Raw genomic sequence first — 20,696 nt, forward strand, 5'->3', positions numbered from 1 at the left:
GCTTACCTTTCTTAGTCAAACCAAGTTTATTAAAAATCAAAGTATATATAAGGTAAGCTGCCTTCAGGAGCTAATAACCAAACAGCGTAGAGGCACAAAGGTACGAAAACAAGCTTGAGAGGCCAGTTTAACTCTAACTTCAACTTTCCATTGAAAGCATAAAGTATACCCATTACGGCAGCTAATATAAACAGCATTTCAGTCAGTTGGTATTGGCTCATGTTCAGGGCTTCTATATAAACCTTTTGAGCAAATTGGGCATCGGCAGCATGACCCCAAAGGTGTTGAATTACTAAAGAAGAGTCTTGGAGGTTGGGTAGACGAAACCAAATCCAAGATGTAAAAACCATTAATTGAGTTAAAAACCAAGCTACAACTATCCCTAAAGGATTTTGCCAGAAATGTGCTAGTTTTTCATAGCGATCGCTCATTGCATCTGTTAATCGATGCACTCCTAAAGCTAATCCGTGGTACGCACCCCAAACCACAAAACCCCAAGCGGAACCGTGCCAGATACCAGCTATTAACATCACAACAAATAAATTCCAGCAAGTGCGAGTCAAGCCTTGACGAGAACCACCTAAAGGAAAATAGACATAGTTACGTAGCCAATCTCCTAAAGTCATGTGCCAACGCCGCCAAAATTCGGCAATGCTGGTGCTGAAGTAGGGAAAGTCAAAATTCTCAGGTAAAACTAAGCCAAAAAGCAAAGCACTACCACGGGCAATGTCTACATAACCACTAAAATCTAAATACAACTGCAAACCATAAGCAAATGTAGCTAACCAAAGATCCGTACTACCCGCCCTTTGCAAATTACCAAAACATAAATCGACAAAAATCCCTAAATGATCTGCAAGTATACCTTTTTTAACTGCACCCCTAGCAATTAACCACATTGCCTCAGCTATTTTGTCAGATGTGGGCAAGTGCCTTGTGTTAAATTGAGTTACTAAATTGTGGTAGCGAGTTATAGGACCTGAAATCAGTTTGGCAAAGAATAATTTATAGGTGGCAAATTTGATAAATTGTTCAGCAGCAGGCGCACCACGATAAACATCTATTAAATAAGCAATGCACTCAAAAGTGAAAAATGAGATTCCTAAAGGTGCAATAAATTTTAAAGAGCCTTCTGGTGAGTTGATTTGCAAATGAAAAAACAACTTTAATATAGCAGGAAGATATTTAAAAATTAGTAATAGTAAAACATTTAAAACTATACCCAACCATAGAAGTTTTAGACGGCGACGATTCCAGTCTGCTTGAGCAAATTGCCACTCTTCATTAGAAATTTGCCAATCAAGAGAATGTTCTCCTGGTGAAGTGTTGTTACCAATTTCTCGTCCTAAGCGAAAGTTAATAAAAGTTAGTGCTAATAGTAAGGGTATGTATTGAACGCTCAAAGATGCATAGAAAACAAGGCTAGCAATTAGCAAAGTCCATAACCGCAAACGCTGACGATCTAAAGACCAATAAATTACTAGTACACTTAGTAAGAATAGTCCGTAAGTAATTGATATAAAGTTCATTGTTTAGTTATTGGGCATGGGGTATAATATCATGTTCGGTAAAAGGCTTATCATTAAGGCCGCAGGGGGGCAGGGAGCATACTTCGGCTACGCGGTAGTTGAATCTCGACTTCGCTCGATTGCCGCGCAGTCGAAACTCAGTAACCAGGGGGAAAGAGATTTTTAATATTTTTGCATGATGCCCGGAATCATAACTAATAAAGCGAACATGGTATAATTTATTTGGTAGACCAAGGAATCATGGGGTCGTTAGCTAACTTTTTCGAGACTTCGTAAGCACCGAAACGATTAAGGTGGCTGGGGTCAGAGAAGTAGTCATTTGCTTTAGGCCAAATTTCGCTTAAGTCTCGATAAATAAAGTTGGGATTGGTAGCTAAACGTAACATGTGTTGCTGAAATTCTTGTTCATGTTTTGTACGTACTGGATCTAAATAATCTGCTGTCAGAGGCATGTTGACAAATACTAAAGAAATTTTCTGAGATTGGGTAAATTGCAGCATTTCTTGAAAGGCTGCATCTTGTATTCCTCCTAATTGGAAAGATTTATAATCGTTGTCATAATTTCCGGTGACTCTGGAGTGCTTTTGATAGTACCTAGTAGGATTAAAACGTACAGATAAAGGTAAAAAACCATCAAAATCAACTGCTTGTTCCAAAGTTTCTGCTTCTAAAGCTTCAGTTTGAGATTGTGTTTGTGATGTCACTGTCTGATGATTACTTACCAAAGGCAAAGATATCAATTGTTTGTGCAGTAAATTTTTCACCTGATCACGATTGGGATAGCTGGCAGAAAGACTGGCTAATGCCTGATTTAATAATTGATTTACGGCCTGATAACTGCTAACCTCTAGTTTTTCTTCTTTCTTAGTTTCTTCGGCAGAGTTTGCAGGTTTTGGCAAGGAGTCATCACTATTTACAGTTGTTGCTGCTTTTTCTAACACTTGTTGATAACCGTTTGAAGCAGCGATCGCATTAAATGTGATATCTTCACGACCGCCGTTAAAAGCACGGGAACCATCTGCCCAAATAATCAGTTTTGGTAGTTCTGATGGTTCTAAAACTTGGCGAATCAAAAAGTCTACAACTTGGGCTGTAGCACCATTAATCCCAAAGTTGAATACATCAATATTTGAATAACCTTGATTGGCTAAAGCTTTAGAAAGGGCAACTGGATCAATTCCTCTTAAGGCGCGGGAAGAACCGACAATCAATACTTGTGGAGGATTACCTTTATTAGCTAGCCGCTGTTTATACAACGCCAACTGCTCATCTAACTGCCTAATATTAAAACTGGGTATTTGCGATCGCGCTGCTAACAAAATCGCTGCGGCGTTAGCTTTTTGTTTCAATGGTGCGGCTGTTAACTTCCGGGATTGGTTTTCACCATCTTGAGTAAAGCCAGAAGCATTAAATCCATCACCTTGACTCTGAGAAGATCTTGTTCTAGTAGTGCTGCTAAAAAATACTTCGCTTTGACTTTGGCTATCTTCAGATTTAAATGATGGAGACGAAACACTGGCTATTTGTGGCAAACTTGGTGTGGTTTGAGCTACAATTCGACCCAAAATCCAATCAGTTTGCAAAGTGAGCAATAATCCCAAAATTCCCCAAACCATTGCCACATTCAGCCCTTGATTATAATGGCTTTGCTGATTTGAGGATTCGGTTTCTGTAAATAATTGGGTTGCTAACAACCATTTTTTCACTTTGGCGGTTGCAGTTGTCGTCCAATCCCGCGCGACTTCTGCAACAAAATTGTGAACTTCTTCAGAAGTCAAATCAGCCCGGAGAATTGGTTCACTAGCCTCAGTACTTAAAAGATCGCTAACGTATTCTGATGTTGCAGCAAATTCTGGGGTAGCTTCTGGAACTAAACGTTGGCGTTGTAATAAATCCACGCCGTGATGCCAAAAAGGCTCTTTATTACCAGCACGGCGGCCGTAGACACGCACTCCTGTAATTCCAGGTAGTTTTAATTGGCGTACAAACTGGGTAACTTTATTGGCTACTTGTTTGCGTGTTGGGCAAACAGGCGCATCACACATAACATGTAATAAATCTTCTTTGCGAAGCAAAAGTACACGGATACCACCTGTTTTCAAACGCCAATCTAGGTCAGAATTAAGTAAACGTTCTAGTAAAAAAACGATCGCTGGTTCATCACCAGTAATCGCTAACTCTAAGGCTGAAGTTGCTAAAGCAGGATGTTCTGCGGCAGGTAAAGACAGCCAATCAATCCATCCTGGTTCTTTTTCGTCTGTTTTTTGTCCGTAAACAGTAGCGGCGAGAATGCCTTGGGGAGCGATCGCTTCTAGTTGAGGTAATATTGCTGCTAGACATTGTTTCTTATCTGGCTCTGGAGAGTCTCCTATTGGGGTGCAAAATAGATGTAAGGTTGATTCTTTCAAAGAAGCTTGCACAGCCACATTTAACTTAGATAATACCTCCGTTAATAGTCTGGCGATCGCTTGGATATCTCCCCAACGCGCCCATTCCTTAAGCATCAATTCTGGCGGCGTTAAATCAATCCGCAGCAGCCAATCGGGTGTGGTTTCACCATTCACTTGTAAGGCAATTACCGCATCCTGGTAGCCAGAGAGTTTGAGATGTCGTAACCGCTGCGCTACAGGTTCTGCTAACAATGAGGCATCAGGACTGTAGCTAGTCTGGCAAAATATCCACAGACGATTGACTTCAGTTTGAGCGCCATCTTGGGGCTGATACTGCTGACTTTTGACATGCACCGACACGCCTAATGGACTGAGAGTTTCGCTGAGATAGCGAGCGATCGCATTTAGGTCTCCTCGCCGTGCCAAACTCTCGTTAGAGACGATTAGCGCCCCGCCTACACCCGTAGACTTTTCTGAGTCTTTTAGGGCTAGTTCTACCTGTTCTATGTGGCGTTCTAGCTGATTTAAATAAACCCGGTGACACCATTTAGGGCGATATTCCCCTTTCTTCCGCCCGTAGACAAATACTTGGTATATTGAGGGTTGTTCTTTACTTGTTAAAACATCCAAGTCTGTTTGCTGTAGGGCGCGAAGCAAGTCAGACAGAGTGCGCCAACGTTGGGGACACTCTAAACCTTCACAAAGAATGTGTAGGTCGTTTCCCCGCAACCGGACTTTCACCCCGAAAGAGTTGATCCCTGTTGCTTGGCTGACCCATTGTACTAAGGATTGCTGGCTATCTGGTAACACTGTTTTCATGGGCAGTTAACTTTACAGGAAGCGAGTATTGGGGGGTAGTGCCTGCACTTGTAAACTAGAAACATAGGTTTATCATACTTTGCAGTTTTTTTTTTAACACTTTTGTTACCTTCTTAGCTTGCAAAATAGACCAAGATAGTCTTGTATGGTTGCAAGTTGTACAGAAATTAAGTTTTGCGTTTCATTTTACTGCCCAACAACTAAGAATTAGCAATGCCTCCTACAAATACAAACTCCTCACAGAACCCCGAACTAAATTTGACTTTTTTTAGCATTCCCCAATTTCTCCTCTCAATGGGTACAGGGTCTATACTACTGCTGCTCACCACCGGAAAAGTCACTGTAAAAGCACTAGATTCTATGGGACAAGCAAGTGAAGAATTGTTTCGAGGCGATCGCTTGCCCATTCTGCCTTTCCCAGATGACAATGAATCGAACCAATAAAGCTAAAAATTATACTTAAAACTTAAGTTATTCAAGGAAAACACTTGAATTTAAATCGCCGAATCTAAGACCTGTAACAATAATCAGCTTTACAACAGCAGAAAAGTATGAGTTCCCTTTTATACTCTTGGTCTCAAGCTGTAAATTTCTATCCCGCGTCGGAATTATTTTTGCGTCGTCGTCTCCAAATAGTGGAGGAATTGTGGGAGTCAGTACTCCGGCAAGAATGTGGCCAAAAGATGGTAGATTTATTGCGGCAATTACGCGATTTGTGTTCACCAGAAGGGCAAGCAACAAATGACCAAGTCGATTCTGTTGTTAAATTAATTGAACAACTGAACATTAACGAAGCAATTAGGGCGGCTCGTGCTTTCGCTTTGTATTTTCAGTTAATTAATATCATGGAGCAGGAATATGAACAACGGCAGCAATTAACCCGCTACTCCGAAACAGAAACAGAACTGGTGCATCAAGAAATTCAATCAAATATTACCTATTCCTCAAATCAAAAAGAAAATGATCCGATTGTCAGTAGAGGTATAGGTGCGGACTTGCTAGCTAAAAGCTGGGTTGCTAAAACCCCTGAAAAACCAAAAGGTACTTTTGCTAACTTGTTTCCTCATTTATTTAAATTGAATGTGCCACCCCAGCAAATTCAACGGCTGATTTCGCAACTAGATGTGCGCTTGGTATTCACAGCTCACCCTACAGAAATTGTCCGTCATACTATCCGCGATAAACAACGGCAAGTAGTAGAACTCCTACAAAAACTAGATGCAGTTGAAAACCACTCCGATGGTAGCTTAGGGGGATATCCTTGGGAATCGGCAGAAATCAGAGAAAAATTACTCGAAGAAATTCGTCTGTGGTGGCGTACAGATGAACTCCATCAATTTAAACCCACAGTTTTAGATGAAGTAGATTATGCTTTGCATTACTTCCAAGAGGTTTTGTTTGATGGTATTCCTCAACTGTATAAGCGTTTCAAGTACGCTCTAAGTCAAACTTTTGCTTGGTTAGAACCGCCGAGTAAAAACTTTTGCTCTTTTGGCTCGTGGGTAGGTTCAGATAGAGACGGTAATCCATCAGTCACACCTGAGACTACTTGGCGAACAGCTTGTTATCAGCGCAAAATGGTTCTGGAGAGATACATCCAGTCAGTAAAACAACTGATTGAATTATTGAGTATATCCATGCACTGGAGCGATGTCTTACCAGACTTGCTGGAGTCTTTAGAGTTAGATCAGTCGCAGTTGAGTGATATTTATGATTCCCTAGCGCTGCGTTATCGCCAAGAACCTTATCGGCTAAAATTGTCTTATATTTTAAGACGACTGGAAAATACCCGCGATCGCAATCTCGCTTTATATGACCGAGAAACACCCACCAATGATGATATACCCATGTATCGGTCGGGGTTAGAGTTTCTGTCAGAACTGCGGTTAATTCATCACAACTTAACTGAAACTGGTCTAAGTTGCAAAGAGTTAGAAAATCTGATTTGTCAGGTAGAAATATTTGACTTTAACCTGACTCAGTTGGATGTCCGCCAGGAATCATCTCGTCACTCTGATACGTTGAATGAAATTCTAGAATATCTGCAAGTACTACCCCAAGCTTATAACGAACTATCAGAAGCACAAAGAGTTGCTTGGCTGACTAGTGAACTGCAAACCCGTAGGCCGTTAATTCCAGCAGAATTACCATTTTCGGAAAAAACCAACGATGTTATTCAAACTTTTCGGGTTGTGCGATCGCTACAACAAGAGTTTGGTATCAACATCTGCCAAACTTACATTATCAGCATGTGCCGCGAAGTCAGCGACGTACTAGAAGTTTTACTCTTAGCCAAAGAAGCAAGACTTTTTGACCCCGCCATTGCTGTAGGCACAATTCAAGTTGTTCCCCTCTTTGAAACGGTAGAAGACTTACAGCGTTCTCGAAGCGTCATGCGCCAGTTGTTTGAACTACCCCTATATCGCGCTTTATTAGCTGGCGGCTACCAAAATATCGAAACAGCACATTCATCCCCCCCTGCCTCCCCTGCCTCCCCTGCCTCCCCTGCTTCCCCTGCTTCCCCTGCCTCCCCTGCCCCCTCTGCCTTTTCCCCCCCCCTCTCCCCCAACTTGCAAGAAGTAATGCTGGGGTATTCTGACAGCAATAAAGACTCTGGCTTTTTAAGCAGCAACTGGGAAATTCATAAAGCTCAAAAATCACTCCAGACAATTGCCGAAGAATACGGTCTAAATCTGCGAATTTTCCACGGACGAGGCGGTTCTGTGGGACGTGGTGGCGGCCCTGCTTATGAGGCGATTTTGGCTCAACCAGGTCACAGTATTAATGGACGCATCAAAATTACCGAACAAGGGGAAGTTTTAGCTTCTAAATACTCTTTGCTAGACTTGGCTTTATACAATTTAGAAACCATTACCACCGCCGTCATTCAAGCTAGTCTTCTACGAACAGGATTTGATGATATCGAACCTTGGAATGAAATTATGGAAGAATTAGCAGCGCGATCGCGTCAACATTATCGTAATTTAATCTACGAGCAACCAGACTTTATTGACTTTTTCCACCAAGTTACCCCAATCGAAGAAATTAGCCAACTACAAATTAGTTCCCGTCCGGCGCGTCGTCCATCTGGTAAAAAAGATTTAAGCAGCCTCAGAGCCATTCCTTGGGTATTTAGCTGGACACAAACACGATTTTTGCTACCTTCTTGGTATGGTATTGGCACAGCTCTACAAGAGTTCTTGAACGAAGAACCAGAAGAACACTTGAAATTACTGCGTTATTTTTATCTCAAATGGCCGTTCTTCAAAATGGTGATTTCTAAAGCAGAGATGACCTTGGCAAAAGTAGATATGCAAATGGCACATCATTACGTTCAAGAACTATCGAACCCTGAAGATATCGACCGATTTGAGAAAGTTTTTGAGCAAATTGCTAACGAATTTTATCTGACAAGGGATTTCGTACTCAAAATCACTGGTCACAATCAGCTTTTAGACGGTGATCCGGTATTACAGCGTTCAGTGCAGTTACGCAATGGCACAATTGTACCACTGGGATTTATCCAAGTTTCCCTACTCAAACGCCTGCGCCAATCCCGGAATATTACTGCTACTTCTGGGGTGATTCACTCTCGTTATAGCAAAGGCGAGTTACTGCGAGGAGCATTGTTAACTATTAATGGTATTGCTGCGGGGATGAGAAATACAGGTTAAATCAGCGAACACTTCGACAAACTCAGTGCATCGCAGTGAATAGTTATCAAGTGGCTTTTGACTGATAACTGGTAACTGATATTAGCAACTACACTCCCAGAAACCTTAGAATAAGTAGAGTGTATTTAAATTTATAACAAGTATTTATGCCTCCTCGCTGGCCTCGTAAACCTGATCGCAAAGACCCAGATTTCCGTAAATTAGATGACCGGATGAATTTTGCTGTGCATGTGGCAGCTGCCTGTGCGGTTAATTCCGGTTTATGGTTTGCCCAAAATTTGCAAGCTACTACTTGGGAGTGGTTGCCTTGGTTAACGGTAAGTTGGATAGTAATATTGTTGGTGCATTTAATTTATATTAATGCGATCGCCAACTACTCACAGACACCACCCAAATCCACCTGAAGATGGACTGCTAAAGCTAGGGCAATTGTAACCTGAGGTAGTTGAGTCAGTCTGATAAATTGAGCAATAATATTCAAGTAACTTGAGAGTTCGCGCTCTGTTCTTGATATAGGGTTATTTTGATGGCTAAAACTAACACCGCAGAACTACTAGAAGCCCTAGCAGCTGAAATTGGCGAAAACGTTTATATAGACATTGCAAAATGGCATCTTTATTTATCTGATGCCAAGTTACATACTGTTGTAGCTGAACAGTTGTATCCCTTAATTACTTCTAATGCTGTCAATGAAGATCGGGTTATCAAAGTATTAGAATCTATTTCAGTAAAAATAGGTGGTGGTAGAAAGGAATTATCTTTAATAGATTTACTACCATTGCAATGTCAGGTCAATTTAGTGGATATACTAGAAAAATATCAACGCGAGATGTAATTTATATCTTCTGAAATTAAATAAAACCACTGATAAACACAGGTTAAGTTGATTACTCTAGTGAAATATCTTTTTGTTTATTTAGATTCATATTTACTTTTAATAATTAAAAAGTTTTAGCATTCCGAACTAAAAAATATTAAATGTGGGCGAGTTTCTATTTCTATCCACGTTCAATTTTCATGCACACCTATGGAGTCTAGGAATATGTTTCTGCAACTTAAAGATACTGAAGATTTGGTAAAAATTCTTGACATTCAAGAATTGCTTGATCCAAATAACGATATTGTACACGCACAAGATCAAGAAGGACAAGAAGAACAGCAGTCTGAGACTTTTAAAAAAGAAAATCTGGTTTTCCCTTCCGGTGAAAAACTGCCACTTTGTTGGTTAGATGCCAACTATAAGAAAGGCTAAAGCTTCTTAATTTATAAATAGAGCTTTTTGTGTCTTAGTGTCTTAGTGGTTGAAGATCTGTTTACCACGAAGACACTAAGGATTTTTAAGTCAATTACAAAGCTACAAGCTGTGATTCTATTTCTGAGGATTTCAAGTCACGACCGATAAAGACTAAGCGAGTTTGTCTTGCTTCTTCTGGCTGCCAAGGGCGATCATAAAATTTATCGAATCGGGTTCCTACTCCTTGCATCACTAAACGCATAGGTTTGTTAAGTACTGCCACAAAACCTTTAATACGGTAAATTTCTTGTTGATTTGCTAATGTCTGCAACTGCTGTTGTAATTTTTCTGGGTCAAAAGCCCGGTCTAAAATGACGTGAGTTGAGGTAATTCCTTCGTCGTGGTCGTGTTCTTCTTCGTTGTCGTGATGACTGGGACGACTGTCTAAGTTGTTTTCGACTGCGGCTTGTAATCCTAATAATATAGATGGATCGAGTCTGCCGCGATCGCTCTCAACAATCTTTACAACTCTGGGCAATTCTTTTTTAATCAACTCTTCTACTTGCGCTAATTCTTGGGCATCTACCAAATCAGTTTTATTCAACACCACTAAGTCTGCACAAGCAAGTTGATCCTCAAATAATTCTTGCAAGGGTGTTTCATGTTCTAGACTATCATCTGCTTGTCGCTGGGCAGCGATCGCTTCTAAATCACTAGCGAAGGTTCCTGTTGCTACTGCTGCACAATCTACTACGGTAATCACTGCATCTACAGTTGCACCGTTACGAATTTCTTGCCAGCGAAAAGCCTTCACCAATGGTTTTGGTAAAGCCAACCCAGAAGTTTCAATAACAATACAATCAATGCTATCTCGCCGCTTTAGTAACTGCTGCATCGTCGGGAAAAATTCTTCCTGCACGGTACAGCATAAGCAGCCGTTAGTTAATTCAAAAATATTATTTTCTGATTCACTACCTTCAGGACAAATTTGACAGGATTGCAAAAGTTCGCCATCAATACCGAGTTCGCCAAATTCGTTGACTAAAACTGCAATGCGTCGTCCTTGATTGTTTTGTAGCAAGTGGCGAATGAGGCTAGTTTTACCACTGCCTAAAAAGCCTGTAATTACTGTAACTGGAATTTTTGTAGCCATTGTTGAGTTGAAGTTTCCCAGAGGTCATGATTTGCACCTCTTTGTATTTTGCCTTAATTGGGTAAACTTAAAAAACAGCAGGGGCAACTTCCATGCGATCGCCTAATTCTACCTCAGACGAACCCAGGGAAATTACCCCAATAATTTACAAAAATTGATTTGTGAAAATTTACTCAGCGGTTGCTAGTTCGGTGCTGCCACGTGTGCGACGGCGTGTTAGGCTGTTGTATACCATCACACCAATCGCTTTGATTAAATTGCCTTCTAATTCTTTGAACAACTTCATGTTCATGCCGAAGGCAGCGTTGGCTTCATCAACAATGCGATCGCTTGTTGCATCATCCAAGGGTAGTTCATCCAAAGCTTGACGATACTTAGCTTTGAATCCCTTTTCGTCAGTAATATCTGCAAATTCATAGAAGGCTGTACCTTGTCCATCAGACAAGTTCATTGCTGTGACAGCAATATTTTTGAGAATTTGTCCTCCAGATAAATCACCCAAATAACGAGTGTAAGAATGGGCAATTAGTAATTCTGGTTCTGTTGCAGATATTTCTCTGATGCGTTTTACATAAGCTTCACCGGCTGGTGATAGTTTAATTTGTTCGCGCCAGTTAGCCCCAAAATAGTAATTCAGGTCTTGCTCTAGGCTATGCTTACGATTGAGTTGAGGAAAGTAAATTTTAGAAACAATTGGGTGCTGACGGTGCTTTTCCATCTCCTCTTCCATTGCCGAATAGACGAAGTAAAAGTTAGCAACTAGCTTCCGGTAAGAGTTTTTCTCTACTACTCCTTTTAAAAAACACTTGACAAAACCCACATTTTCTGCCATCGTGTGTGCTTTTTTAGTGCCTACACGCAACTTGTTTGCTAAATTACTGCTCATACTAAATTTCTCAACTTTAAAGGGTCAACTACCAAAGTTTTGATTTACTAACAGCTACAAAAGGCCATTAAAAAGTTACCTTAAAACTATTTGATGAGAATTTATATTAAAATTTTTTAAGTAAAGGTAATTTGGTATCGTTGCTACCTTGTCATATCCTCTTCGGTGAAAGACTTATCATTTAGACCGCAGGAGGCAGTGAGCGTACTTCGGCTTCGCCCTTCGGCTTGCTTCGACTGCGCGGCAGTTGAGCGAAGTCGAAACTCAGCAACCAACGCTCAGGCTAAACTCAGTACAAGACGCTCAGTAACCAGAGGGAAAGAGGATTTTCCGATTTTTGCACACAAGCGGGAATTATAACTAATTAAGCGGACATGATGTCAAGAAGCAAAAGTTGAGAAACTTTGTGTCTGCGATCGCAGTTACTGCGCTTTTGCCTACAAATCAACAATTTCTATCTTAAAAAGCACCGATTGTTAAAGTCTACTTAGCCTTTGAGTAATTTTGAATTGTGTACCCTAGCGATCGCAATCGCAAGTTAAAGTCAGGAATATCACAGCTAAAGAAATATTTTATCTAAAAAAATATTAACAATAAAGTAGTGATAAATTTCAGTATTTTCACTTAAAAAATCTGTTGACTAACCGATGGGGATCAAAAAAAGCAGTATATAGTACAGATAAACGGTTATCTAACTTGAAATTTTTGAATTAGAGTGTAAAGTGATATTTTCCAGTGTGAGTGTGTGGAGTATTTAAATTTATGGTTTCATCTATAACTCGAACTCAAGGTCATTCTATTTCCAGATATGATGGATCTGAAAAAGGTCTAACAAGTAATTTTGGGCTTAATTTAATCTCTTTACCAGCAACTCCTTTATTTGGCACAGATGGTATTCGCGGCAAAGTCGGAGAATTACTGAATGCGCCCTTAGCATTGCAAGTAGGTTTTTGGACAGGTGTTGTCTTGCGTAATCATGCTGATAAATTAGGGCCAGTAATTCTAGGACAAGATTCTAGAAGCTCTGGTGATATGTTGGCAATGGCCTTGAGTGCTGGCTTAACAGCAGCGGGTTTAGAAGTTTGGCATTTAGGATTATGTCCTACTCCTTGTGTCGCCCATCTAATCAGTTTCAGTGAAGCCATCGGCGGAGTGATGATTTCTGCTAGTCATAATCCACCAGAAGACAACGGGATTAAAATTTTTGGTGGGAATGGTACTAAGTTATCTCAAGCATTACAGGCAGAAATCGAAGCGGGATTGCGTGGCAAAATATCAGATGCAGGTGGGATGAGTAATTGCGGACGGCATTACTCGCGTTTGGAGTTAATTGAACATTACAGCGAGGCATTGCAACAACCCTTTCACAATCAAGTTAATCTTCAGGGATTGAAGATAGTTTTAGATTTAGCATGGGGCGCAGCAGTTGGATTAGCACCAAAAGTATTTACAAAAATGGGAGCAGAAGTAATCTGCTTACATAATGAAGCAGATGGCGATCGCATTAACGTCAATTGCGGTTCTACTCACCTAGATATTTTGCAAGCAACAGTCAAGGAACATAACGCAGATTTGGGCTTTGCCTTTGATGGTGATGCTGATCGCGTGTTAGCTGTAGATCATATCGGACGAGAAGTTAATGGCGATTACATTCTTTATTTATGGGGATGCTATCTTCAACAACAGCACAAATTGCCAGATAACTTAATTGTTTCCACTGTTATGGCCAACTTAGGCTTCGAGAGGGCTTGGCAAGAACAAGGCGGTAATTTGATTCGCACCCCAGTCGGTGATCAATACGTGCAAGCAGAAATGCTGCGGACTGGGGGAATGTTAGGTGGTGAACAATCTGGGCATATTCTTTGCCGTCATTATGGCATTACCGGAGATGGCTTGTTAACAGCGTTACACATAGCAGCTTTAGTTAAACAAGCGGGTGTTTCTCTGAGCGAAATGGTAGACCAAAGCTTTCAGACTTATCCCCAATTATTGCAGAATGTGCGAGTAGTAGACCGCGATCGCCGTTTAGGATGGCAAGATTGTCAACCTTTACAACAAGCGATCGCTCTTGCCGAAGCCGCAATGGGTGATGCTGGTAGAATTTTAGTCAGAGCTTCCGGTACAGAACCACTGATTAGAGTCATGGTAGAAGCCGCTGATGCTGAACTTGCCAACCATTGGACAAATGAATTGGTATCCAAAGTTCAACAACACTTGGCAATCTGAATTAATTAAAAGTAACGCAAAATTCCCCACCCTCAAAGCTTCGTAGAGTGGGGAACTTTCATAATAAATTAGTTGCTCCAGCTTTGAGAGCCAATGCTGTTTAGCCTAGTTCCCGGTGCGAAACAAGCTAACTCTGTTTCTGCTGCTGACCAATCCCTTGGATCTGTTACTGGGTCAAACTCCTCTTCATCTGAGTTGTTTGATTGGCTTTCGTCAGTCATTTAGGCGTTGCATAAATGCGGGATGAATTAAAATTTTTGACCAAAGCAAAAGATTGATTCTTCGCGCCTTTGCGCCTTTGCGCGAAACAAAATTCATCCCTTGATTCAGCAATGCCGTCATTTACCATAATTTTGCCTGTTATTCATTTGGCCTAAGCAGTTGCTATAAAATTATTTCCAGCTTTTCTACAGCAGCATTAGTTAATATTTGATTATCTCGTAATTCAAGTATTACCTCATCAAATACACCATTCTAGCCTCTAGCCCCTTTTCCTACACACTTCTTAGGGAATAGAAACCGATCGCAATAATCGCTCAACCACAGTTCTAGCACTACGCCCACCCCTAGGAATCAGCCGATGGCAAAGAACGTGAGGGACGAGAAACTTTACATCATCGGGAATGGCATAATCACGCCCCAACAAAAACGCTAAGGCTTGGGTTGCCCGTTGTAGCGCCACAGTACCGCGGGGACTAACGCCCAATGTGATTTCTTCATCTTGCCTTGTAGCTCTGACCAACTCTAAGATGTACTGTTGTAAAGATGTTTCTACTCGTACCTGAGAACAGTATTCACGCAATTGAGCCACTTCTGCCAAGGTAATACAAGGTGATAAATCAGCTACTTTGGCACTGTATGTGCGTTTTTGCAGCATTTCTAGTTCTTCCGCCGCCGAAGGATAACCCAAACTCAACGACAACATAAACCGATCCATTTGCGCTTCTGGTAGCGGAAAAGTGCCTTGATACTCTATAGGATTTTGGGTAGCAATCACAAAAAACGGCTGAGGAACTGCACGAGAGACACCATCAACTGTAACTTGATATTCTTCCATCACTTCCAGCAAAGCTGACTGAGTGCGGGGTGTCGCGCGGTTAATTTCATCAGCTAGCAGTACATTAGCAAAGACTGGCCCAGAGAGAAAAGTAAATTCGCCGCTTTTGGGGTTCCAAATATTAGTACCTGTGATGTCAGTTGGCAGTAAATCGGGTGTACATTGTAGCCTTTTAAACTTGCCATCTACTGAACGAGCTAGGGATTTAGCAAGGAGAGTTTTGCCCACTCCAGGGACATCCTCTAATAGGGCATGACCACCACCTAAAAGGGCGACTAGAACTAATTGTATTGCTTCGTTTTTCCCAACGATGGTACGAGCCAGATTTTGAGTCAAAGCATCAATTTTTTCTCTCATGTACCACAGGGTAAGAAATTGATAATGGGGTAATTAAGAAATTGGAATGGAGAATAACCTATGCTTTGCTCTCCATTCCTGGTCTAGTGTTCCCACTTAGCAATCAAAAATCAGCATTCAGTGCGTAAAATTTCTCTAGCAATGGTGCAATCAAGTTGAATTTGTGTTTTCAAAGCTTCTAGATCAGGAAATTTCTGTTCAGGGCGCAAAAATTCGATCAATTGCACAGCTAGTTTTTTGCCATATAAATCATCAAACCAATCAAATAAATGTACTTCCACAGATAAACAAATACCATTTACTGTAGGGCGATCGCCTATGTTCATCACACCCAAGATTTGAGTAGATGTATTAGCATCTGGCGTTTCACTCACAATCAAAACGCGGACAGCATAAACACCTTTGCGGGGTAAAAACTTATCGGTTGGTAATTGCAGGTTAGCGGTAGGAAAACCAATAGTTCTGCCCAATTGTTGACCTTGAACCACAATACCGATCAGAGTGTAAGGTCTCCCTAGTAAAAGGTTGGCGTTTTTAATGTCACCACTTTCTAAAGAGTGGCGGATTAGTGAAGTGCTAATGGGTATATCTTGGGTAGGAGCGTCGTCAGCGTAAGTTTGCAAAGGAACGATGGTGACGGGAATTTGATAATTGGCAGCTAGTAATTGCAAGTCTTTAGCAGTACCACGGCGCTGTTTACCAAAACAAAAATCTTGCCCTACGCTAACTCGCTGGCATTGCAGTTGTTGCACGAGAATCTTTTTAACAAAGTCTTCAGGAGATAAAGCAGATAGTTCTTTGTCGAAGGGCAGTAGTACTAATTGCTCTACCCCAAGCGATCGCAATTGTTCAACTTTTTCATCCAACGGTGTTAATAAAGCCCGGCGCTGTCCCGTAAAAAACTCTTGTGGATGGGGATGAAAAGTTACAACTGTGGAGTATGTATGTTCTTGATTATTATCAGACTGTAGACTACTTTGCACTGACAACTGACCACCAGCATGTAAAACTGGTTGAATGACTCTATGATGGCCAAGATGCACACCATCAAATTTGCCAAGAGCAACAGCAGTTGGTGTTAGCAGCCCTTTGGTCGAAGAAGCAACCCACACAGAACATCCATTTTGAGACAAATTTAGCACTTGGATTCTGGGATTTTAGGTTTATTTAGCCATTAGCCAGAAGCTACCTGATGGAAAGCAAAAGGTAATTACGAATTACGAATTACGCTTTGTCGCTAACAGCTCTTGATCACCAATCTAATCTAAAATTGATGATTGCTTCGATAGCCACCTTTACCCAGAAAACTTGCTGATAGGAAAAGATTCTGATAAAGAAACTGAGCCAAGAACCTGGAGCCGCATTCCTTCTCTTGCCATAACTGCACCAGGAAATTCTTTGGCTGCTTGTTCGCCGACGCAATCTAAAAAGTCATCATTGTGAGCAGGATCGTGGTGATAAATCACTAGAGTTTTGACTTTGGCAGCTTTAGCCATTTTCACTGCTTCTTGCCAAGTAGAATGCCCCCAGCCGATTTTTGGTGATGATGGTGAGTGGTATTCTTCATCAGTGTAAGTGGAATCGTAAATCAAGATGTCCGCATTCCGAGATAACCACAAAATATTTTCATCCAACCGATCTGGAAAATGTTCTGTATCGGTGATATAAACAGCAGCGCCACCGTGCCAGTTAACTCGGTATCCGACAGCTTCACCTGGATGGTTTAACGATGCCGTTTCTATAGTAATATCATTAATATGTATTGGTTGTCCTGGCTTGATGTCGTGGAAATTTAAATTTGCCTGCATAATCTGCAAGGGTACAGGAAAATTTGGGTGAAGCATCTGGTCATTGAGGCGCTGCTCTATGGTAGAACCATCAGGAGCGATCGCACCGTAAATATGAAAATGATTTCCCTTGACAAAACCTGGCACAAAGAAGGGAAAACCCTGCATGTGATCCCAGTGGGAATGAGTAAAAAATATATGACCTTCTATCGGCATTTGGGGCAATAAAGATTGTCCCAAAACATGTAGTCCCGTGCCACCATCAAAAATTAAGCGTTTACCGCCCACTTGCATCTCAACGCAAGGGGTGTTTCCGCCATAACGAAGGGTGTGTGACCCTGGACTGGGGATGCTCCCACGAACGCCCCAAAATTGCACAGTAAATTGGTTCTCTATCCTGGACATGGGTATTGCTTGCTGGATTAAGCGGGCGATCAATAACTTTCTTTTTGGTTAAATCTATGCTGTTTTACTACATTTGAGCGAAAGGGTGTTTATTGGTAAAACAGCATACACTGTTTAAGATTGATTTTGTAAATGCAGGTGAGGTACTGTCAGGCAGTTACCTGTATTTTGCCAATGTAGGTGTATCATTAATATCAATAACGCTCCTACTTTATAGCCTAAATTTTGTGGTAATGCATTTAACTACACTTGATTTAAGGCAAATGATTTAGGGAAGCTGAAACTCCCAATGAGACAATTGCTCCAGTCCATTGGCATAGGTGAGATTGTATTGTAATGGCGTAATGCTAATGTAGTTTTTACGGATTACATGCACATCAATAGGTACGTTTTGCAGCAGATTTAAATTTTCTGGAGGTTCCACATCTTCTAAAACTTCTCCAGTTAACCAGTAGTAAGTTTTGCCACGAGGATCGACTCGTCGATCAAAAACATCAACATAGCGGCGTATTCCCTGACGAGTGAGAGTGACTCCGGCAATTTCTTCCCACTTCACGGCAGGAACATTGACGTTAAGTAACATTAAACTTGGTAAAGGTTTTAGCGTTAGTTGCTCCACCAGAATTTGGGCAAACTTGGCAGCAGATTGAAAGTCTTTAGATGTATGACTAGTAAGACTCAGCGCTATGCTGGGAATACCTTCAATAAGACCTTCCATAGCCGCAGAAACAGTACCGGAATAAAGAATTTCGGTTCCTAAATTTGCACCTTGGTTAATACCAGAGAGAACCAAGTCAGGCGGTGACTCTAGTAAAGCCCACAATGCTAACTTCACACAGTCCGAGGGAGTGCCATCACAAGCCCAAGCCTTAACGGCGGGATGAAAAATCGACTCCATAATTTCGGCGCGAATCGGTTGGTGCATGGTTAATCCATGTCCAGTTGCCGATCGCTCTCGATCTGGACAAACTACAGTTACATGATGACCTGCTTCTGCCAGGCAGTTGGCTAGGGTACGAATACCTAAAGCAGAAATTCCGTCATCATTACTAATGAGTAATTTCATGGATCAATAGTCAACGGTCAACAGTCAATGGTCAACAGTCAAGGGACAATTGTCTGTGTCTGTGATCACAAACATATAAAAAATTATGTTTGGGCATGGGGCATCTCTATCGGGAATTAAAAATTAAAAATTAAAAATTGAATTGATTCAATTTCATTTTTAATTGGGAATGGGGCACTTGTACTGACTTGTGCTGAGTTTCGACTGCGCGGCAATTGAGCGAAGTCGAAACTCAACTACCGCGCAGTCGAAGTAGCGAAGCCGAAGTATTGGGCATTGGGAATCGGGATCAGGTTTTTCACGGTTTTCAATCAAGGAAAAAGCGATCGCAAAACCAGATCACTTCTAAACTGGTAAACAGAAGTATAGTTTTGACTGAGGATTTTCCTGTTGCCCGTTGTCTGTTCCCTTTTAATATTGACTAATGACTATTAATTAATAACTAATGACTAGCAATTTAGAGGCTCAACTTTTAGCACTACGCCAAGAAGGAGAAAAAGCGATCGCCGCCACCGATACCCTAGAACATCTAGAAGAACTCAGAGTTAAATATCTGGGTAAAAAGGGAGAACTGGGGGCATTGCTGCGGAGTATGGGTCAAATGAGTGCGGAGGAACGACCGAAAATTGGGGCGATTGCGAATACTGTCAAAGAATCGCTGCAAACTAGTCTAGACCAGCAACGTGCCGCCTTAGAAGCTGCACAAATTCGCTCCCAGCTAGAAGCAGAAACTTTAGATGTAACAATGCCGGGAATTTTTTCCCCCCAAGGTCGGATTCATCCTCTCAATGGCATTATTGATCGAGCGCTGGATATATTTGTGGGTATGGGCTATACCGTAGCGGAAGGCCCAGAAATGGAAACAGATTATTACAATTTTGAAGCTCTCAACACCCCACCTGACCATCCTGCCCGTGATATGCAGGATACCTTTTACCTGCCAGATGGAAATCTGCTGCGGACTCATACCTCATCTGTACAAATTCGTTACATGGAAAAAGAAGAGCCGCCCATTCGAGTGATTGCTCCGGGGCGAGTTTATCGGCGAGATAATGTAGATGCCACTCACTCGGCAGTTTTCCATCAAATAGAACTTTTAGCAATTGATGAAGGACTAACATTTACAGACCTCAAAGGCACGATTAAGCTATTTTTGCAAGCGATGTTTGGCGAGTTACCAATTCGCTTTCGTGCTAGCTATTTTCCATTTACCGAACCGTCTGCTGAAGTGGATTTGCAGTGGAATGGTCGCTGGTTGGAAGTAATGGGTTGCGGTATGGTTGATCCGAATGTCTTAAAAGCTGTTGGTTATGATCCAGAAGTCTATACAGGCTTTGCTGCTGGCTTTGGTGTAGAACGCTTTGCGATGGTGTTACACCAAATCGATGATATTCGCCGCTTGTACGCTAGCGATTTGCGGTTTTTGCAACAATTTTAATTTTTCAGTATTACTACAACTGCGATCGCACTGCTAAATTTTTTGTCCGCTATTGTGGCTACCTTGGCAGATGCGGCGTGGGAAATTGCTAACCATTCTTTAGTCCAAAGTATAATGCAATTAGTCATCAAATCCTTAAATAGCCATGACACTTGAAAATCTTGAAGCTGAAGTCCTTTTGCTTCCGAGGGACTCTCAAGCAACACTATTAGCTCGACTTTTGGAGCGCTTGGGACAAAGCAATGAGATTGATCAAGAAGTTGCATCTGTCTGGGTTGAAGAGGCTGAACTGCGCGATCAAGCAATGGATGACGATCAAGCCGCTGGAATCCCTGCCGAACAAGTATTTCAGCGGATTCGTGCGTCTTTGCAATGAAAACCGTTGTATTTCATCCATTAGCAGAGCAAGAGTTAATTGATGCCGCAGCCTATCACGAACAGCAAAGACTTGGACTGGGGTTGGAGTATCTAGAAGAAGTAGAACACGCAGTCAACTTTCTCACACGATATCCTGAAGCAGGCTCCAAAGTTCGAGGTTCTGTGCGTCGCCTGACTTTACCTAAGTTCCCCTACTCGCTATTATACCGTGTGTTAGAAGATGCTCAGATTCGTGTTTTAGCAATAGCGCATCACAAGCGTAGACCACAATACTGGCTTGATCGAGAGTAGTTAATG

Annotated in this window: 20 protein-coding genes; 10 read left to right on the forward strand and 10 right to left on the reverse strand. The window is 41.5% G+C overall.

Going from position 1 to position 20,696, the window contains the following annotated elements; genetic code table 11:
• Positions 1–29 precede the first annotated feature (29 nt).
• Together QI031_RS07375 and QI031_RS07380 are read right to left on the reverse strand one after the other, a co-directional pair.
• Positions 30–1,529 carry an MBOAT family O-acyltransferase gene (locus QI031_RS07375; RefSeq protein WP_281484539.1) on the reverse strand — a complete coding sequence of 500 codons (1,500 nt, stop codon included), beginning with the start codon at positions 1,527–1,529 and terminating at the stop codon, positions 30–32.
• 218 nt (positions 1,530–1,747) lie between these two features.
• Positions 1,748–4,738, reverse strand: coding sequence for a DUF1574 family protein (locus tag QI031_RS07380; protein WP_281484540.1), 2,991 nt, complete (start codon positions 4,736–4,738; stop codon positions 1,748–1,750).
• 213 nt (positions 4,739–4,951) lie between these two features.
• On the opposite strand from QI031_RS07380, the gene QI031_RS07385 reads away from it, so the two are divergent.
• The 5 genes from QI031_RS07385 to QI031_RS07405 all read left to right on the forward strand — a co-directional run bounded on the left by QI031_RS07385 (position 4,952) and on the right by QI031_RS07405 (position 9,664).
• A complete protein-coding gene (locus tag QI031_RS07385) occupies positions 4,952–5,182 on the forward strand; it encodes a hypothetical protein (RefSeq protein ID WP_281484541.1) in 231 nt (76 codons plus the stop codon).
• Between the two features lie 107 nt (positions 5,183–5,289).
• Positions 5,290–8,412 carry a phosphoenolpyruvate carboxylase gene (locus QI031_RS07390; RefSeq protein WP_281484542.1) on the forward strand — a complete coding sequence of 1,041 codons (3,123 nt, stop codon included), beginning with the start codon at positions 5,290–5,292 and terminating at the stop codon, positions 8,410–8,412.
• Between the two features lie 146 nt (positions 8,413–8,558).
• A complete protein-coding gene (locus QI031_RS07395) occupies positions 8,559–8,816 on the forward strand; it encodes a 2TM domain-containing protein (RefSeq protein ID WP_281484543.1) in 258 nt (85 codons plus the stop codon).
• A 122-nt stretch (positions 8,817–8,938) separates the two neighbouring features.
• Positions 8,939–9,247, forward strand: coding sequence for a DUF3181 family protein (locus QI031_RS07400; RefSeq protein ID WP_281484544.1), 309 nt, complete (start codon positions 8,939–8,941; stop codon positions 9,245–9,247).
• A 207-nt stretch (positions 9,248–9,454) separates the two neighbouring features.
• Positions 9,455–9,664: an acetyltransferase gene (locus QI031_RS07405; protein WP_281484545.1), complete on the forward strand. Its 210-nt coding sequence runs from the start codon at positions 9,455–9,457 to the stop codon at positions 9,662–9,664.
• A gap of 94 nt (positions 9,665–9,758) precedes the next feature.
• On the opposite strand, the gene cobW is transcribed toward QI031_RS07405, so the two are convergent.
• Together cobW and QI031_RS07415 are read right to left on the reverse strand one after the other, a co-directional pair.
• Positions 9,759–10,799 carry a cobalamin biosynthesis protein CobW gene (gene cobW, locus QI031_RS07410; RefSeq protein ID WP_281484546.1) on the reverse strand — a complete coding sequence of 347 codons (1,041 nt, stop codon included), beginning with the start codon at positions 10,797–10,799 and terminating at the stop codon, positions 9,759–9,761.
• A 169-nt stretch (positions 10,800–10,968) separates the two neighbouring features.
• Complete coding sequence (locus QI031_RS07415) at positions 10,969–11,685, reverse strand: biliverdin-producing heme oxygenase (RefSeq protein WP_281484547.1); 717 nt, start codon at positions 11,683–11,685, stop codon at positions 10,969–10,971.
• A 762-nt stretch (positions 11,686–12,447) separates the two neighbouring features.
• Here QI031_RS07415 and glmM point away from each other — a divergent pair.
• Positions 12,448–13,911, forward strand: coding sequence for a phosphoglucosamine mutase (glmM, locus tag QI031_RS07420; RefSeq protein WP_281484548.1), 1,464 nt, complete (start codon positions 12,448–12,450; stop codon positions 13,909–13,911).
• Between the two features lie 68 nt (positions 13,912–13,979).
• Here glmM and QI031_RS07425 read toward each other — a convergent pair whose 3' ends face one another.
• The 5 genes from QI031_RS07425 to surE all read right to left on the reverse strand — a co-directional run bounded on the left by QI031_RS07425 (position 13,980) and on the right by surE (position 18,583).
• Positions 13,980–14,132 carry a hypothetical protein gene (locus QI031_RS07425; RefSeq protein WP_281484549.1) on the reverse strand — a complete coding sequence of 51 codons (153 nt, stop codon included), beginning with the start codon at positions 14,130–14,132 and terminating at the stop codon, positions 13,980–13,982.
• 284 nt (positions 14,133–14,416) lie between these two features.
• Positions 14,417–15,325, reverse strand: a complete 909-nt coding sequence (locus tag QI031_RS07430; RefSeq protein ID WP_281484550.1) for an AAA family ATPase — start codon at positions 15,323–15,325, stop codon at positions 14,417–14,419.
• Between the two features lie 110 nt (positions 15,326–15,435).
• Entirely contained in the window at positions 15,436–16,467 is a 1,032-nt protein-coding gene (locus QI031_RS07435) for a bifunctional riboflavin kinase/FAD synthetase (protein ID WP_281484551.1), read from the reverse strand.
• 153 nt (positions 16,468–16,620) lie between these two features.
• On the reverse strand, positions 16,621–17,517 hold the full coding sequence (locus QI031_RS07440) for an MBL fold metallo-hydrolase (protein WP_281484552.1): 897 nt from the start codon (positions 17,515–17,517) through the stop codon (positions 16,621–16,623).
• Positions 17,518–17,785: 268 nt separating this feature from the next.
• Complete coding sequence (gene surE / locus QI031_RS07445) at positions 17,786–18,583, reverse strand: 5'/3'-nucleotidase SurE (RefSeq protein ID WP_281484553.1); 798 nt, start codon at positions 18,581–18,583, stop codon at positions 17,786–17,788.
• 215 nt (positions 18,584–18,798) lie between these two features.
• On the opposite strand from surE, the gene QI031_RS07450 reads away from it, so the two are divergent.
• Together QI031_RS07450 and pheS are read left to right on the forward strand one after the other, a co-directional pair.
• A complete protein-coding gene (locus QI031_RS07450) occupies positions 18,799–19,008 on the forward strand; it encodes a hypothetical protein (RefSeq protein WP_281484554.1) in 210 nt (69 codons plus the stop codon).
• Positions 19,009–19,028: 20 nt separating this feature from the next.
• Positions 19,029–20,021, forward strand: coding sequence for a phenylalanine--tRNA ligase subunit alpha (gene pheS, locus QI031_RS07455; RefSeq protein ID WP_281484555.1), 993 nt, complete (start codon positions 19,029–19,031; stop codon positions 20,019–20,021).
• On the opposite strand, the gene QI031_RS07460 is transcribed toward pheS, so the two are convergent.
• A complete protein-coding gene (locus QI031_RS07460) occupies positions 20,018–20,149 on the reverse strand; it encodes a hypothetical protein (protein WP_281484556.1) in 132 nt (43 codons plus the stop codon). The two genes, pheS and QI031_RS07460, sit on opposite strands and share 4 nt — an antisense overlap.
• A 17-nt stretch (positions 20,150–20,166) precedes the next feature.
• Here QI031_RS07460 and QI031_RS07465 point away from each other — a divergent pair, with 17 nt between their 5' ends.
• Positions 20,167–20,397, forward strand: a complete 231-nt coding sequence (locus QI031_RS07465) for an addiction module protein (RefSeq protein ID WP_281484557.1) — start codon at positions 20,167–20,169, stop codon at positions 20,395–20,397.
• Entirely contained in the window at positions 20,394–20,690 is a 297-nt protein-coding gene (locus QI031_RS07470) for a type II toxin-antitoxin system RelE/ParE family toxin (protein WP_281484558.1), read from the forward strand. Before QI031_RS07465 ends, QI031_RS07470 begins: the two co-directional genes overlap by 4 nt.
• Positions 20,691–20,696: the final 6 nt, after the last annotated feature.

The organism is Halotia branconii CENA392, assembly GCF_029953635.1.
Lineage (GTDB): Bacteria > Cyanobacteriota > Cyanobacteriia > Cyanobacteriales > Nostocaceae > Halotia > Halotia branconii.